At 71.2% G+C, this 15,069-nt stretch carries 15 protein-coding genes; 9 read left to right on the top strand and 6 right to left on the bottom strand.

Annotated features, from left to right (window positions below; all coding sequences use genetic code 11):
* Positions 1-79: 79 nt before the first annotated feature.
* Genes ACIBEF_RS28780 through ACIBEF_RS28755 form a run of 6 tightly spaced genes read left to right on the top strand, consistent with a single transcriptional unit; the run spans position 80 to position 7,377 of the window.
* Positions 80-1,741 (top strand): ABC transporter substrate-binding protein, encoded by a 1,662-nt coding sequence (locus ACIBEF_RS28780; RefSeq protein WP_396796396.1) that lies wholly within the window; start codon positions 80-82, stop codon positions 1,739-1,741.
* A gap of 6 nt (positions 1,742-1,747) precedes the next feature.
* Positions 1,748-2,704 carry an ABC transporter permease gene (locus tag ACIBEF_RS28775; protein WP_396796395.1) on the top strand — a complete coding sequence of 319 codons (957 nt, stop codon included), beginning with the start codon at positions 1,748-1,750 and terminating at the stop codon, positions 2,702-2,704.
* On the top strand, positions 2,701-3,588 hold the full coding sequence (locus ACIBEF_RS28770) for an ABC transporter permease (RefSeq protein WP_357207970.1): 888 nt from the start codon (positions 2,701-2,703) through the stop codon (positions 3,586-3,588). The genes ACIBEF_RS28775 and ACIBEF_RS28770 overlap by 4 nt, the downstream gene beginning before the upstream one ends.
* The gene (locus tag ACIBEF_RS28765) at positions 3,585-4,592 is read left to right on the top strand and encodes an ABC transporter ATP-binding protein (RefSeq protein WP_396796393.1); all 1,008 of its coding nucleotides are present in this window, start codon (positions 3,585-3,587) and stop codon (positions 4,590-4,592) included. Before ACIBEF_RS28770 ends, ACIBEF_RS28765 begins: the two co-directional genes overlap by 4 nt.
* Entirely contained in the window at positions 4,589-5,590 is a 1,002-nt protein-coding gene (locus ACIBEF_RS28760; RefSeq protein ID WP_396796392.1) for an ABC transporter ATP-binding protein, read from the top strand. The genes ACIBEF_RS28765 and ACIBEF_RS28760 overlap by 4 nt, the downstream gene beginning before the upstream one ends.
* The gene (locus ACIBEF_RS28755; protein ID WP_396796390.1) at positions 5,587-7,377 is read left to right on the top strand and encodes a gamma-glutamyltransferase family protein; all 1,791 of its coding nucleotides are present in this window, start codon (positions 5,587-5,589) and stop codon (positions 7,375-7,377) included. The genes ACIBEF_RS28760 and ACIBEF_RS28755 overlap by 4 nt, the downstream gene beginning before the upstream one ends.
* A 23-nt stretch (positions 7,378-7,400) precedes the next feature.
* Here the strand turns inward: ACIBEF_RS28755 and ACIBEF_RS28750 are convergent, their stop codons facing one another.
* Positions 7,401-8,081: a GntR family transcriptional regulator gene (locus tag ACIBEF_RS28750; protein ID WP_355006525.1), complete on the bottom strand. Its 681-nt coding sequence runs from the start codon at positions 8,079-8,081 to the stop codon at positions 7,401-7,403.
* 70 nt (positions 8,082-8,151) lie between these two features.
* On the opposite strand from ACIBEF_RS28750, the gene ACIBEF_RS28745 reads away from it, so the two are divergent.
* The gene (locus ACIBEF_RS28745) at positions 8,152-8,868 is read left to right on the top strand and encodes a YoaK family protein (RefSeq protein WP_396796389.1); all 717 of its coding nucleotides are present in this window, start codon (positions 8,152-8,154) and stop codon (positions 8,866-8,868) included.
* Between the two features lie 3 nt (positions 8,869-8,871).
* On the opposite strand, the gene ACIBEF_RS28740 is transcribed toward ACIBEF_RS28745, so the two are convergent.
* From ACIBEF_RS28740 to ACIBEF_RS28725, 4 genes are read right to left on the bottom strand one after another with little or no spacing between them, the layout of a single operon-like run.
* A complete protein-coding gene (locus ACIBEF_RS28740) occupies positions 8,872-9,498 on the bottom strand; it encodes a response regulator (RefSeq protein ID WP_396796387.1) in 627 nt (208 codons plus the stop codon).
* Positions 9,495-10,745: a sensor histidine kinase gene (locus ACIBEF_RS28735; protein ID WP_396796386.1), complete on the bottom strand. Its 1,251-nt coding sequence runs from the start codon at positions 10,743-10,745 to the stop codon at positions 9,495-9,497. Before ACIBEF_RS28735 ends, ACIBEF_RS28740 begins: the two co-directional genes overlap by 4 nt.
* 5 nt (positions 10,746-10,750) lie before the next feature.
* Positions 10,751-11,200 carry an ABA4-like family protein gene (locus tag ACIBEF_RS28730; RefSeq protein ID WP_396796384.1) on the bottom strand — a complete coding sequence of 150 codons (450 nt, stop codon included), beginning with the start codon at positions 11,198-11,200 and terminating at the stop codon, positions 10,751-10,753.
* Positions 11,197-12,123 carry a hypothetical protein gene (locus ACIBEF_RS28725; protein ID WP_396796383.1) on the bottom strand — a complete coding sequence of 309 codons (927 nt, stop codon included), beginning with the start codon at positions 12,121-12,123 and terminating at the stop codon, positions 11,197-11,199. Before ACIBEF_RS28725 ends, ACIBEF_RS28730 begins: the two co-directional genes overlap by 4 nt.
* Before the next feature lie 166 nt (positions 12,124-12,289).
* On the opposite strand from ACIBEF_RS28725, the gene ACIBEF_RS28720 reads away from it, so the two are divergent.
* Positions 12,290-13,039: a glyoxalase gene (locus tag ACIBEF_RS28720; RefSeq protein ID WP_396796381.1), complete on the top strand. Its 750-nt coding sequence runs from the start codon at positions 12,290-12,292 to the stop codon at positions 13,037-13,039.
* 52 nt (positions 13,040-13,091) lie between these two features.
* Here ACIBEF_RS28720 and ACIBEF_RS28715 read toward each other — a convergent pair whose 3' ends face one another.
* Positions 13,092-13,487, bottom strand: a complete 396-nt coding sequence (locus ACIBEF_RS28715; RefSeq protein ID WP_396796379.1) for a hypothetical protein — start codon at positions 13,485-13,487, stop codon at positions 13,092-13,094.
* A gap of 228 nt (positions 13,488-13,715) precedes the next feature.
* Here ACIBEF_RS28715 and ACIBEF_RS28710 point away from each other — a divergent pair, with 228 nt between their 5' ends.
* On the top strand, positions 13,716-14,888 hold the full coding sequence (locus ACIBEF_RS28710) for a lactonase family protein (RefSeq protein ID WP_396796377.1): 1,173 nt from the start codon (positions 13,716-13,718) through the stop codon (positions 14,886-14,888).
* Positions 14,889-15,069: the final 181 nt, after the last annotated feature.

The raw sequence follows: 15,069 nt of genomic DNA, 5'->3' as shown, positions 1-15,069 counted from the left end.
GTCAGCCATTCACGGAGGTCTTGCGGCGGTCATCGTATACAACATACGCTCCCCGAATCGCCCACTTGAGGAGCTCTCCATGACGAACCTCTCCGTCCGCGAAACCAGCCGGGTACTCCGGGCCGCCGTGGCGGCGGCCGCCGTCGTCTGCACCGTCGTCGCCTGCTCGCCGGTGTCGAACAACGAAGGCGAGACGTCCGGCGGCGACCAGTCGGCAGGCCAGGATTCCTTCGGTACGCCCGCCGACCCCGCCGCCGTGAAGCAGGGCGGCAAGCTGGTCATCGCCCTCTCCGCCGAGCCCGACGCGCTGGACCCGACGCTGTCGAGAAGCCTCTACTCCCGCTACGTCTTCCAAGCCATGTGCCAGAAGCTCTACGACGTCAACGAGCAGGCGCAGGTCGTACCGCAGCTCGCGACGGCCCTGCCCACCACGAGCGGTGACGGCCGGACGGTGACCATTCCGCTGCGGCCCGGCGTGCGCTTCGCGGACGGCACGGCGTTCGACTCGGCCGCGGTGAAGGCCACCCTGCAACGCCACCTCACCAATGCCCGGTCAGCGCGCAAGAGCGAACTCGGCCCCATCGACGGCGTCGACACCCCGGACGCGCAGACCGTCGTTCTTCGGCTGAAGCAGCCGTTCGCGCCGCTGCTCGGGGCCCTCGCCGACCGGGCCGGCATGATCATGAGTGCTCAGGCGCTGCGGGCCAAGGGTGACGACTTCGCCTCCGCTCCGGTCTGCGTCGGCCCCTTCAAGTTCGCCAAGCGGGTGCCGCAGAACTCCATCGAGGTGGTGCGGGACCCGAACTACTACGACGCGAGCAAGGTGCACCTGGACACCATCTCGTGGCGGATCCTCACCGACGCCAGCATCCGCGCCGCCAACCTGCGCTCCGGCGACGCGCAGGTCGCCGACTCGATCTCCACCCAGGACGTCGCCGCGCTCCGGCAGGACCCGGCGGTCTCCGTCCTCCAGTCGCAGTCCCTCGGCTACCAGGGCCTGACCATCAACATCGGCAACGTCGACGGCGTCGGCACCGCGGCCAAGCCCATCAACCGCCCCCTCGCCCAGAACGCCAAGGTGCGGCAGGCCTTCGAGCACGCCATCGACCGCAAGGCCCTGGTCGACGCGGTCTTCAACGGTCTGCACGCCGCCGCCTGCTCCCCGATCTCGCCCGCGAGCACGTTCTCGTCCCCCGAGGCGCAGACCTGCCCGGCGCACGACCCCGCCAAGGCCAAGCAGTTGCTGGCCGAGGCCGGCGTGCAGACGCCGTACGCGGTCACGATGCTCGCCTCGAACACGCCCGACACGCTGCGTCTCGCGCAGGCGTTGCAGTCCATGGTCAAGGACGGCGGATTCGATCTGAAGATCAACCCAGTGGAGTACTCGTCGCTCCTGGACGAGCAGGACCGCGGCAACTTCGAGCTGCTGCAACTGGGGTGGAGCGGCCGGATCGACCCGGACGCCAACATCACGAACTTCGTCGGCACCGGCGCCAGCCAGAACGTCGCCGGCTACAGCAACCCGCAGCTCGACTCCCTGCTGACCCAGGCCCGCCAGTCCGGCGACGTCGAGCAGCGCAGGAAGCTGTACGGGCAGGCGGTCACGGTGCTCCAGCAGGACGACGCCCTGATCTACCTCTACCGGCAACGCAATTTGACCGCCGTCAGCAAGCAGATCCAGGGCCTCCAGGTCTACCCCGACGGCGTGATCCGGGCGGCCTTCGCCGGCTTCGGCAAGTAGGCCGTCGTGGCCCGATATCTGCTCACCCGCGCCTGGCAGTCGGCGCTGACCCTGCTGTTGTCGACGATCGTGGTCTTCGTCGGCGTACGGGCGCTGCCCGGCGACCCGGCCCTCGCCCTGGCCGGCGAGGACCGGTCGCCGGAGGCCCTGGAGGCCATCCGTCGGCACTACGGGCTGGACCAGCCGCTGCCCGTGCAGTTCGCCCAGTACGTGGAGCGCATGGCGCAGGGCGACTTCGGAGTGTCGATCCGCACCGGCACGCCGGTCTCGTCGATGCTCACGACCGCCCTGCCGGTGACCGTCGAACTGTCCGTCCTGGCGATCCTCATCGCGGCGGCGCTCGGCGTCGGCGCCGGGGTGCTCGCTGCGGTCCGGCGTGGAGGCCCGGCGGAGTGGCTGGCCAACGGCCTGGCCCTGATCGGCCTGTCGGTGCCGCACTTCTGGCTGGGCCTGCTGGCGATCCTCTACCTGTCCGTGGCGACCGGGCTCTTCCCCGCCTCCGGCTTCGTGCCGATCCTGGAGGACCCCGTGGACAACCTGCACCACATCGTCCTGCCGGCCGTGATCCTCGGCACCGGCCTGGCCGCCATCATCATGCGGCAGACCCGGTCGGCGATGCTCGACTCGCTCTCCTCCGACTACGTACGCACGGCCAAGGCGAAGGGCGTGCGACCTCGCGCCGTCATCACCCGGCACGCCCTGCGGAACAGCCTCATCGTGGTGGTGACAGTCGTGGGTCTCCAGCTCGGCGGGCTGATCTCGGGCGCGGTCGTCACCGAACAGATCTTCGGGCTGCCGGGCTTCGGCAAGATGACCATCGACGCGGTGTTCCAACGGGACTACCCGGTGATCCAAGCCGTCGTCCTGCTCACCGCGGCGGCCTACATCGTGATCAATTTCTTCGTGGACCTGCTCTACTCGGTCATCGATCCACGCATCCGGGTGACGGGAGATCCGGCATGACCGTCCTCACCGTACCGATCGCGGAGACCGGCACCGTCAGCATCACCCGGCGTACGCGGGTGCTGCGGCGGCTGCGGCGCAACCCGCTCGCCGTGGTGAGCTTCGTCGTGCTCGCGCTGGCGGGCGTCATCGCGCTGCTCTCGCCGTGGCTCGCGCCCTACTCGGTTGACCAGACCGACTTCGCCCGTACGTTCGCGCCTCCCGGCACCGCCGGGCACCTGCTGGGCACCGACGACCTCGGTCGGGACGTCCTCTCCCGCATCATGCTCGGTGCGCGGGCGTCGTTGCAGGTCGGGCTCCTGGCGGTGGCCACGTCGCTGGTCATCGGGGTGCCGCTCGGGCTCGCCGCCGGCTACTTCCGGGCCTGGGACGCGGTGATCTCGCGCTTCACCGACCTGCTGCTGGCGTTTCCGTTTCTGATCATGGCGGTGGGGTTGGCGGCCATCCGGGGCGCCAGCCTCGGCAACGCCGCGGTGGCCATCGGCATCGCCCAGATCCCCGGCGTGATCCGGGTCGTCCGCTCGGACACGCTGCGCCTCAAGTCGCTGGACTTCGTCGCGGCGGCCGTCGTGGACGGCGCGAGCGACCTGTGGGTGCTGGCCCGGCACATCCTGCCGAACGCGACCTCGGTGATCCTGGTGCAGGCCACCGTCGCCATCCCGGCCGCGATCCTCGGCGAGGCGGTGCTGTCCTTCCTCGGTCTCGGCATCCAACCCCCGGCGCCCAGCCTCGGCACCATGCTCGCCACCGCCCAGCAGTTCGCCGCCCGCGCACCGTGGGCCGCCGTCTTCCCCGGCGTGGTGATCATGGGTCTGGCGCTGGCGTTCAACGTCTTCGGTGACGCCCTGCGTGACGCCCTCGACCCGAAGGGAGACCGGCGATGACCACCGCCCCCGCGCCCGTGCTCGAGATCCGCGACCTGTCGGTGTCGTTCCCGACCGAGACCGGCACCGTCTCGGCGGTCGACGGGGTCAGCCTGGACCTCGCCGCCGGGGAGATCGTCGGGATGGTGGGCGAGTCGGGGTGCGGAAAGAGCGTCACCGCGATGAGCCTCGCCGGGCTGCTCCCGGGCAGCGCCCGGGTCACCGGGTCGGTGCGCCTGGACGGCACCCAGCTGGTCGGCGCCCGCGAGTCTGCCCTGCGTCGGGTCCGTGGCCGAGAGATCGCCTACATCTTCCAGGAACCGATGACGTCGTTGAACCCGGTGCTCACCGTGGGGCGGCAGATCGGGGAGGTGCTCCAGGTCCACGAGCGGATGTCCCGACGGGCGGCACGGGCCCGCGCCGTCGAGCTGTTGACGCTCGTCGGTATCCCGTCCGCCGCCCAGCGGGTCGACAGCTACCCGCACCAACTCTCCGGCGGCATGCGGCAGCGCGTGATGATCGCGATGGCGGTGGCCTGCGGCCCGAAGGTGCTGGTGGCCGACGAGCCGACCACCGCGCTGGACGTCACCGTCCAGGCCGGCATCCTCCAGGTGCTGCGGGACCTGCGCGACCGGCTCGGCACGAGCGTCCTCATCATCACCCACGACCTCGGCGTGATCGCCGACATCGCGGACCGCGTCGTCGTCATGTACGCGGGACGGGTGGTGGAACGGGCGCCGGTGGACGACCTGTTCGCCCACCCCCGGCACCGGTACACGGCCGGGCTCCTGTCCGCGTCACCGCAGCCGGGCCGGCACGCCGGCACCGACCGGTTGACCGAGATCCCCGGGCTGGTGCCCGTGCTGGCCAGCCAACCCGACGCCTGTACCTTCGCGGATCGCTGCCCGGCCGCCGACGAGCGGTGCCGGGCGGCCGCCCCGCCGTTGGAGGATGTCGGTGGCACCGACCATGTCGCGGCCTGCTGGCACCCCTGCGAGATGGCCCCTCAGGAGGCGAACCGATGACGCCGCAGCCGAAAGCCCTGGAGATAGCGGACCTGGTGATGCACTTCGGCCCGGTGCGTGCCGTGGACGGCGTGTCCCTGACCATCCCGCGGGGCCGGGTCACGGCCCTGGTGGGGGAGAGCGGCTCCGGGAAGTCGACAGTGGGCCGATGCGTGGTGCGGCTCGTCGAACCGACAGCGGGAACGGTCCGGATCGCGGGCACCGACGTCACCCACCTGTCCCGACGGCGACTGCGTCCTCATCGCGGCGCGGTGTCGATCGTCTTCCAGGACCCGGCCGCGTCACTGGACCCGCGCATGCTGGTGGGCGAGATCGTGGCCGAACCGCTGCGGCTGGCCGGCATGCGGATCTCCCGGCGCGACCGGGACGCCCGCGTCGCCCCCCAACTCGAACGGGTGGGCCTGCGCGCCGAGGTGGCCCGTCGCTATCCGCACGAACTGTCCGGTGGGCAACGCCAACGGGTCAGCATCGCGCGGGCCCTGATCTCCGAGCCCATGCTGCTCATCGCGGACGAACCCACCAGCGCGCTCGACGTGTCAGTGCAGGCGTCGGTGCTCAACCTCCTCGCCGACCTGCAACGCGACATCGGGTTCGCCTGCCTCTTCATCACCCACGACCTCTCCGCTGTCGAATACCTGGCCGACGACATCGCTGTCATGTACCTGGGTCAACTCGTCGAGACCGGCAGCCGCGAGCGGATCTTCGCCCGGCCCGCACACCCGTACACGCAGGCGCTTCTCTCCGCCGCGCCGGTGGCCGACCCGGTGCGTCAGCGCCACCGTCAGCCGGTGCTGCTCGGCGACGACCTGCCGTCCGCGCTCGACCCGCCGTCCGGCTGCCGGTTCCGGACCCGGTGCCCGCTCGCCTTCGACAGGTGCGCGACGGAGGTGCCGGCGCAGACAGCCATCGACGACGGCATGGCCGCGTGCCACCTGGTCCGGCCGGACGGGACCGGTCCCGACGTTCGTACCGCAGATCCCAGTGAGGTGCTGTCATGACGTTCACCACCCGACCCACGTTGCAGGGCACCTTCGGCATGGTGTCCTCCACCCACTGGCTCGCCAGCCAGTCGGCGATGGGCATCCTGGAACGCGGGGGCAACGCCTTCGACGCGGCGGTCACCGCCGGGTTCGTCCTGCACGTCGTGGAGCCGCACCTGAACGGGCCCGGTGGCGAGGTGCCGGCCATCGTGGCCACCGCACGGGACCCCCGACCGAAGGTGCTGTGCGGGCAGGGGCCCGCCCCGGCCGGCGCCACCATCGCGCACTTCCGGTCCCTCGGCATGGACCTCATCCCGGGCGCCGGGCCGCTCGCGGCGGCAGTACCCGGTGCGGTGGACGCCTGGCTCCTGCTGCTGCGCGAGCACGGCACGCTCACCCTCGCCGAGGTGCTGGAGCCGGCGATCGGCTACGCCGGCGGCGGGCACCCGCTGGTGGGCCGGGTCGGCGACACAGTGGCGGCCGTCCGGTCGTTGTTCGAGGAACACTGGCCCACCTCCGCCGCGCTCTGGCTGCGCGGCGGCCGACCGCCGGCCGCGGGGGAGCTGGTCACCAACCCGGCGTACGCGGACACCCTGCGCCGACTCGTCGAGGCGGGACGGGCGGCCGGTGCCGACCGGGAAGCCCAGATCGAGGCCGCCCGCCGGGCCTGGAGCACGGGTTTCGTCGCTGAGGCGATCGACGCGTTCAGCCGGCGACCGTTCCAGGACTCCAGCGGACGCCCACACGCCGGGCTGGTCACCGGCGACGACCTGGCCGCGTACTCGGCGAGCTGGGAGCCACCCGCCACCCTCGACTGGCAGGGCTACCAGGTGGCGAAGACCGGTTTCTGGGGCCAGGGCCCGGTGCTGCTGGAGTCGCTGGCCATCCTGGACGCGCTCGGCGACCCGGGCGCGTACGACCCGGCGACCGCCGCAGGTGTGCACGCCCAGGTCGAGGCGCTCAAGCTCGCCTTCGCCGACCGGGAGGCCTGGTACGGCGACGGGGCCGACGTGCCCGCCAAGGCGCTGCTCTCACCGCAGTACGCGCGGGAGCGGGCAGCCCTGATCGGCGATCGCGCGTCGGCGGAGTTGCGGCCGGGGCGTCCGGACGGGGCGCAGCCGCGCCTGCCAGCCCACGTCCGACCCGGTGCCGCTCGACCTGCCGGGCCGACCGATGCCACAACGGGAGAGCCGACGGTGCAGTCGGACGGGGTGACCCGGGGCGACACCTGTCACGTGGACGTGGTCGACCGGTGGGGCAACATGATCTCCGCTACCCCCAGCGGCGGCTGGTTGCAGAGTTCGCCGACGATTCCGGAGCTGGGCTTTCCGCTGGGCAGCAGGTTGCAGATGTTCTGGCTGGAGGAGGGGCTCGCCTCCTCACTGGCCCCGGGCCGCCGCCCGCGTACGACGTTGAGCCCGACGATGGTGCACCGCGACGGTGAGCCGGTGCTGGCCTGCGGCACCCCCGGTGGCGACCAGCAGGACCAGTGGCAGTTGCCGTTCCTGCTGCGGCACCTCGTCGGTGGGCAGAGCCTTCAGGAGGCCATCGACGCGCCGGCGTGGCACACCGTCAGCCTGCCCGGCTCGTTCTATCCCCGCGACATGGAGCCCGGTGTCCTGGTGGTGGAGGACCGGCTCGACGAGGGTGTGCTGGCGGCGCTGCGGGCGTACGGGCACGAGGTGTGGGTCACCGACGGGTGGAGCCTCGGTCGGCTCTGCGCGGTGACCCGTGACCCGGCGACGGGAGTGCTGGCGGCCGGTGCGAACCCGCGGGGGATGCAGGGCTACGCGTGCGGCCGGTAGCGGGTGCCGCAGCCGCGTGCCCCTCAGCGGGTGCCGTAGCCGCCTTCGGCGTTCTCGTACGCGGCGGCGGATGCCGCTTCGAGGTGGTCGAGCGCGGCCCGCTCGGCGCGGTCACCGTCGCCCGACTCGATGGCGTCGACGAGTTGGATGTGCTCGGCCCACGAGTGTGGCGCGCGTTCGGCCGCCCCGAGCCGGAAGACCCACTGGACATGGAGGTAGAGCGACTTGGCGATCGACGACAGCCAGGGGTTTCCGCTGATCTGGAGGATGCGCAGGTGCAGCGTGCTGTTCAGCTCGGCGACCCGGGCCAGGTCGTGGCGCTGCGTCGCCTCGCGGCCCTGGTCGAGCAGGGCGCGCAGGGACGCCACGTCGGCCGCGGTGGCCCGCTCGGCGGCCAGCCGGGCGGCCAAAGCTTCAAGTCGCTCGCGCACGGCGAACATGTCGGTGATGGTCCCGCTGCTCGGTGAGGCGACGACCGCTCCCCGGCGGGGGAGGATCACGACGAACCCCTCGGCCTCGGCGACGCGCAGCGCCTCCCGGACGGGGTTGCGGGAGACGCCGAAGTCCTCGGCGAGACGGTCCTCGGTCAGCCGTTCCCCGGGCAGGTAGTCGCCGTCGATGATGGCGGTCCGCAGCGCGGCGAGGACCTGATCGCGGAGCGGCAGGTGTTGCGCGCCGAGCTTGTCCCGTAGGTCTTCAGCCACCTGGTCGCCTCTCCGTGAACGTGTCCGCACAAAGTGTATACGAAGAACAATTACCGGAAGGCGGCCGACAGTGTCGAGCACAGCGCCCCGCGTCACCCGCCCCCACGTCACCCCGCCCCGGGACGCGCGCCTGCTGCGGCGACGGCACGCGCTCGTCGTCGTCCTCACCTTCCTCACCGGGAGCGCCGACGCTCTCGGCTTCCTCGCCCTCGGCGGCGCCTTCGCCAGCGTGATGACCGGCAACATGGTCCTGCTCGGGCTCTCGGCCGGCAGAGGTGAAGCCGACCTGGCTCTGACGTCGGGCTGCGCCATCGTCAGCTTCATCGTCGGTGTCCTCGCCGGCGCCCGCGTCGTCGGCTCGGCGCAGCCCGACGATCCGGTCTGGCCCCGGCGGGTCACCTGGGCGCTGGTTCTGGAGCTGTCGGTGTTCGTGGTGTTCGCCGTCGTCTGGGAGGTCACCCTGCACACCCCCGACGCGGGTGTCCACCTGGCGCTGCTGATGCTGTCCGCTGTCGCGCTGGGCGTGCAGAGCAGTGCGATCCAACGCTTCGGGGTGTCCGGCCTGTCCTCCACGTACCTGACCGGCACGCTCACCAGCCTGATCGCCGGGGTCGCCGCGCGCAGCCCGTGGACCAGCCTGCGTCCCAAGGCCCAGGTGCTGCTGGCCCTCATGGTCGGCGCGGCGGTCGGCGCCCTTGTCGCCCTGCACCTGCCGGTCGTCGCCCCGGCCCTGCTGATCGTGCCGCTGGTGCTCGTCATCGCCGTGTCCGCGCGGATGCGGGCGTGAGCGTCAGACGCCGCGAGCGAACAGGGCCAGGCGTACCCGGTTGGGGCTGCCGGTCTTGGTCATCAGGCTGGTGATGTGGGTCTTGACCGTGGTGACACCGATGTGGAGCTGGTCGGCGATCTCGGTGTTGGACAGTCCCTCGGCGACCAGGTCGAGCACATCCCGTTCCCGGGCGGTCAGGCCCGGCAGCACCGGTGGTGACCCCGGGCGGGCGTGTACCGCGCGCTGCACGAGGCGGCGCAGCACCTCGGGGCTGAACGGGCTGTCACCGACGGCGGCCCGGCGGATGCCGTCCAGCAACTCGGTCGGGGGCGCGTCCTTGAGTAGGAACCCGCACGCTCCGGCGGTCAGCGCCGGGTAGAGATGGTCGTCGTCGCCGAACGTGGTCAGCACCAGGACGCGGGTGGCGGGGCGTTCGGCGAGGATTCGGCTGGTCGCGGTGATCCCGTCGACACCGGGCATCCGCAGGTCCATCACGACGACGTCGGGAAGGAGCCGCCCGGCCAGCGGGATCGCCTCGCGGCCGTTGTCGGCCTCCCCGACGACCTCGATGTCGGGTTGAGCGTCGCAGAGCATGCGCAGCCCGGCCCGGATGAGGTGCTGGTCGTCGACCAGCAGCACCCGGATCACGCCGGCTCCGGCGCGGGCGACCCGGCCGGGGCCTCCCGCTCGCGGGGCACCGACCCGACCGGCGCGTCGGTGGACGCGGCGGTCACCGCCGGAAGGACGGTACGCACCCGCCACCCGGCGCCGGTCCGGCCCGCCTCCAGCCGGCCACCGAGGACCTCGACACGCTCGCGCATCCCGGTGATGCCGTGCCCGCCACCGGCCGGCACGCCCGCCGGCCCCCCGCCGCGCCCGTTGTCGGTGACCTCCCAGTGCACGGAGCCGTCCCGGACGGCGACCACGAGATGCGCGATCGCTGACGCACCCGCGTGCTTGGCCACGTTCGTCAGCGCCTCCTGCGTGAGTCGCAGCACCGCCATGCCGCGCACCGCGTCGAGTGAACCGATCGCCGGGTCGAGGTCGGCCTCCACAATGACACCCGCCTGCCGGGCCCGATCCATGGACGCGCCGATCGCCGCCGGCAGCGCGGACGGTTCGATAGCGGTCAGCGCCGCGTCGCCGCGTACCCCGTCGGGGTTGCGCAGCACCGCGACCAGCCGGCGCAGCTCCGCGAGGGCCGAGGTGCCGGTGCCGTGCACGTCGTCGAAGACCTCGCCCACCCGGGGGTCCAGGTCGGTGAGCACGTGCCGGGCCACGCCGACCCGCAGAACCATCGACGCCACGTGGTGCGCCACGACGTCGTGCAGCTCGCGGGCGATGGCGCTGCGCTCGTCGGCGCGCGCCGCGCGGCTCTCCGACTCGTGCTGGCGCTGCTCGGCCAGGGCCCGCTCCACGGCCTGCCGACTCAGCTCCCGGTTGGTGCGTATGACCAGGCCGAGCAGCACTGGCACGCCGACCTCCAGAGCCAGGCCGACGACGCCCGAGGTGACCTGGCCGACCGGGTCGCCGGCCGAGTCGGTCAGGTCCACCACCACCAGCAGCGCGGCGGACAGCCAGATGGTCCGGGGCCGGCGCGCCCGCATGGTGATCTCGAGCAGGGCCCAACTCGCGCCAACCTGGTTGATGGTGAAGTCGTCGACCAGACGGATCGCGACCGCCAGCAGGGCGGCCTGCGTCAGCAGGTTGACGACCGGCCAACGGTGCACCGCCAGCCCCACGGTGAACGCGAGCACCGCCAGGATCCACTGTGTCGCCGTGGGCGTGCTGGCCGAGTGCGGGACGAAGAGCAGATAGCACACCCCGGTGAGGTCGAGCAGCGCCATCCGCACGAGCGCGTCCCGCATGTCGAACAGTCGCCTCGGCCAGCTCACGGTCATCAGCCTAGGTGCTGTGAGCCGGTGGCGGCCGCCGGCCGCCGCCACCGGGCCCGGACCGCGAGGTACGCGGCCAAACCGAGCGGTCCAAGCAGGATGGTCAGCACCAGCACCGGAGCCATCACCAGTGCCGGCACCCCCCGTTCCCGGCTGTCCAACCACGCCCACCGCCCGACGAACAGATCGAACGCGATCATGTGCGCCCAGCCCGCCGCCGCACCGTCGGAGGTGCCGAGCAGGTCCCGTACCCCGGCCAGGGTCGGCGACGCCACGGCCGGCAGCACCTCGCCGAACGCCGGGAGCACCAGCAGCGCGTAGATCACCACGACCGGCAGCACGATCAGCGGCGAGGCGATGATCCGGGCGGTCCACGACCAGCGGGGCAGCAGGATCATCAGTGCCCAGAACGGCGCGGCCACCGCGAACGTGAGAGAGAACAGCGTCGCGGTCACGCGGCCAGCGCCAGTTCCGGGCGACGTCGGCGGGCCAGCACCAGGCCGGTCGCGGTCGCCGTCGCGACCGCCAGGGCCGCGACCGCGGCGAGCGTGGCGGCGTCCGGCCGCAGCAGCGGCTGTTCGCGCAGGGCCTGCCAGGTCAACAGCACGGTGAGTACGCCGTACGCGCCACCCGCGACGACCAGCAGCCGGGCCCTTGTGCGCTCGTCCCACCGCGTGGCGAACCGGGTCAGCAGGATCGCCAGGATCGGCAGCGCCTGGAGGGCGTGCAGCCCCACGAAGTGCCCGATCCGCAGGTCACCGCCGGTGGTGCTCCAGCCGACGATGGGCAACCCCGGCCCACCGTCGGGCACCCCGACGCTGTGCGCCCCGCCGATCCCCTCGATCCCCGGGTCCTGCATCGGCAGCACCATCGGCACCGCCGCGAGCATGCCCAGCAGGGACAGGCCGAGCCCCCACCCGACGGCGGTCGCGGCGACCCTGTCGGGGATCCGCTGGATCAGGACCACGATCGCGATGACGAGGTGCGCGAAGAACAGCACCATGATCGCCGCGCCCATCGACGCGACCAACACGGTGTTCAGAGGAGTGGTGGCGTTGTAGTGGCTGGTCTGCCCGCGTATCACCTGCCCGACTATCCACGCGTTCTCGACGACGGCCACCGCGATGATGACGACGACCGCTCTCTCGACGGCCCGGCTGCGTCGCGGCAGCAGGGAGAGCATCCAGGCGAGCGTCGCGCCGTACAGCACGAACGACACCGCGAACTTGAACGGCTTGAGCCAGATCGGCGCCCCGGTGAGGACGCGCGGGTCGACCAGGATGCCGACGACGGCGACGACGCCGAGCACCGCCATCACGGATACCAGGAACATCAGTGGGCGGTTCCAGCGCGTCGCCCGGCGCAGAACTGTTGTCATGTCTGTAGATGTTCGTGGCCGCGTACGTCGATCGCGTCCGACCTCGAGCCCCGGTTGCGGCCGGTGGTCGGAGCGGTCCTCCTCCCCTGGTAGGAGACGAAACCCGTCGAAGCCGCTCGGTGGTACTGGCACAATGGCCGGCCAACCGACGGGACCGGGAGTGACGATGACGACCAACGAGGACCGTGTCCAGCCGAACGAGACCACAGTGCCGCTGCTGCACTGCCCAGCCCCGGAGGAGACCCTGGCGTTCTGGCGGGCGCTCGGGTTCGAGGTGACCTACGAGCAGACCAGGCCGTACGTGTACCTGGCGTTTCGGTGGAGCGGGTTCGACCTGCACTACGGGCCGGCACCGAAGGATCTCGACCCGGCGAAGGAGCAGTCCGGCGGATGCCTGGTGATGGTGGACGCGGTGGGGCCGTACCACGCGGCGTTCGCCGAGGCGATGCGCCGCAGCTACGGCAAGGTGCTGTTCAAGGGCCGGCCTCGGATGACCCGCTACCGCGCCGGGTCGTCACGGTTCAGCATCGTCGATCCGTCGGGCAACTCCATCGTCTTCATTCAGCGCGACGAACCGAAGGACGTGGAGTACGGCGGGTCGAAGGAGGTCGACGGGCTGGCCCGGGTGCTCGACAACGCGCGGATCCTGCGCGAGTTCAAGATGGACGACCGGGCGGCCTACCGAGCGCTCGACTCGGGGATGCGCCGTCGCGCCGAGGACGCCCCGGTGGTCGAGCAGGCGATGGCGCTGGCCGGCCTGATCGAGTTGGCCACCGCCCTGGACAAGGCCGACCGGGTGGCCGAGTGGGGCGCCCGACTCCAGGCGCTGTCGCTGACTCCGGAACAGCGGACACAGGCGGGGCAGTATGTCGCCGACCCCACCCTCCTCGAACCGTGGTGGCCCGACCCGCGCTGACCCCGGACCTCGCCGCGTCTGGCCTCAGCGATGGTGTTGTCGCCCGAATCCGTCAGGGCCGCACGTCGGTGTCGTCGTCGAGGACCGTTTCCGCCAACCGCTCCGGGAACATGCGACGCACGCTCGCGGAGTATTCGCTCCCATCGCCGGGCTGCGTGACGCGATCGCCGTCCACCCGCACCGGTACGGAGACTCCGGAACCGATCCCGGCCCCCGGTGCTGCTTCGCAGTGCGCCCAGGCGAACGACGAGGAACCGTCTCGCCCCAGCAGCCGAACCTCGCAGGTGCCTGGTCCGCCCAGCAACTCGGCGGGGAGGAGCGTCGCGAGACGCGCCTCCTCGGCCTGCACCTCAGCCGCGTCCCGGTCGGGGAGCGGGTACGGCGGCTCGGAGCAGCCGGTGAGCAGCCCGATCGCCAGACCGAGCCAGACGGCGTGTCGGCGAATCACCAGTGCAGCATCCCATCCGGTGGTTCTGACACGCCATCACCGTCGGACCGAGCATTCGGTGCGCTGTGGCGGAGCAGCGCCACAGTCGCCCGTTCGTCTGGGCATTTCTCATATTGGCATGAAATTACCCCTTTAGGGTAACTACGACCAACCTGCCTAGCTGCTCCGATAGCTTTCGAAGGAGAGGAAAACTCGTATTCCTCCCTTCGGGTGCATAAGGAGTCAGTGATGAAGCGCAGTGTCGCGCTCGCGGCAGCCCTCCTCGCAGGTCTGACCAGCATCGGATCGATCCCCGGGACCGCCTTCGCCGATGGCGGTGGCCCCGGGTACCACGACGACCGCAAGGGGGGTGATCACCACGACGGCGACGAGGGCGCTGTCTTCGTCCAGACCAACAAGGCCGAAGGCAACACCATCAAGGTGTACGACCGCGACGAAGACGGCCGTCTCACCAAGGCGGGCGAGTACGAGACCGGAGGGCTGGGCGGCTTCACCATCGGCGCGCCGCTCGACGCGCTGGCCTCGCAGGGCTCCCTGATCTACCACCGCGGACTGCTGTTCGCCGTGAACGCCGGCAGCAACACCGTGACGGTCTTCCGCGTCGAGGGCACCAGGCTGCACAAGCTCCAGGTCATCTGGTCCGGCGGTCTGCTGCCGGTCAGCGTCGCGGTCCGTGGCGACCTCGTCTACGTCCTCAACGCCGGCGGCGAGGGCTCGGTGCAGGGCTTCGAGCTGCACAAGGGGCGTCTGTCCCGGATCGAGGACGCCAACCGGTCGCTCGGGCTGCACAACGGCAACCCGCCCGCGTTCGCTTCCGCCCCGGCCCAGGTCAAGATCGACCCGGACGGCGAGTTCGTCCTGGTGTCCACCAAGAACGCGAACGTCATGTTCAGCTACGAGATCGGCCGCGGCGGGAAGCTGTCCCGTGACCCCGTGATCAGCGACGCGGGGAACACCCCGTTCGGCTTCACCTTCGACACCGATGACTCGTTGCTGGTCACCGAGTCGGGCGCAAACGCGGTCAGCCGGTTCGAGCTGGAGGACGACGGCGCGCTCGACCAGGTCGGCCCGTCGGTGCCCAACGGGCAGCAGGCGCCGTGCTGGATCCAGCGTGTCGGCGACTACTTCTTCGTCGCCAACGCCGGCAGCTCCACCATCAGCTCCTACCGGGTCGACGACGACGGCAAGCTCGAACTCGTCAAGAACGTCGCCGCCGACACCAACGGCGGGTCGATCGACATGACCACCAGCGACGGCTTCCTGTACGTGCAGAACGCCACCGCTGGCAACGTGCAGGGCTACAAGGTGCACGAGGACGGGTCCCTGAATCTCGTCACCACTGTGGAGGGTCTGCCGAAGTTCACCGACGGCATCGGCATGGAGGGCATCGCCGCCTCCTGAGCGCACCACCCGCTGGTCCCGGTCGTTCGTCGACCGGGACCAGCGTCGTCTGCCGCCCGGGCTCGACCGCCCTTATGAAACAGGCCCTAGGTGTTCTGTCCATGGACGTTGGTGACGGGGCGTAGATCTTGAAATGGGTGAGGACCTCCGGGTGAGGTGGAGCTTGTCGAAGGTTCCGCAT

Origin of the sequence: Micromonospora sp. NPDC050795 (assembly GCF_044456785.1) — a bacterium.
GTDB lineage: Bacteria > Actinomycetota > Actinomycetes > Mycobacteriales > Micromonosporaceae > Micromonospora.
The sequence above is the reverse complement of the archived record's forward strand: the minus strand, read 5'-3'. Positions and strand labels throughout refer to the sequence as shown.

What these genes read in the sequence shown, in the direction of transcription:
- ACIBEF_RS28760 (WP_396796392.1), top strand. Translation starts at nt 4,589, where the DNA reads ATGACGCCGCAGCCGAAAGCCCTGGAGATAGCGGACCTGGTGATGCAC.
- ACIBEF_RS28770 (WP_357207970.1), top strand. Translation starts at nt 2,701, where the DNA reads ATGACCGTCCTCACCGTACCGATCGCGGAGACCGGCACCGTCAGCATC.
- ACIBEF_RS28755 (WP_396796390.1), top strand. Translation starts at nt 5,587, where the DNA reads ATGACGTTCACCACCCGACCCACGTTGCAGGGCACCTTCGGCATGGTG.
- ACIBEF_RS28725 (WP_396796383.1), bottom strand. Translation starts at nt 12,123, where the DNA reads ATGACAACAGTTCTGCGCCGGGCGACGCGCTGGAACCGCCCACTGATG.
- ACIBEF_RS28780 (WP_396796396.1), top strand. Translation starts at nt 80, where the DNA reads ATGACGAACCTCTCCGTCCGCGAAACCAGCCGGGTACTCCGGGCCGCC.
- ACIBEF_RS28765 (WP_396796393.1), top strand. Translation starts at nt 3,585, where the DNA reads ATGACCACCGCCCCCGCGCCCGTGCTCGAGATCCGCGACCTGTCGGTG.
- ACIBEF_RS28720 (WP_396796381.1), top strand. Translation starts at nt 12,290, where the DNA reads ATGACGACCAACGAGGACCGTGTCCAGCCGAACGAGACCACAGTGCCG.
- ACIBEF_RS28710 (WP_396796377.1), top strand. Translation starts at nt 13,716, where the DNA reads ATGAAGCGCAGTGTCGCGCTCGCGGCAGCCCTCCTCGCAGGTCTGACC.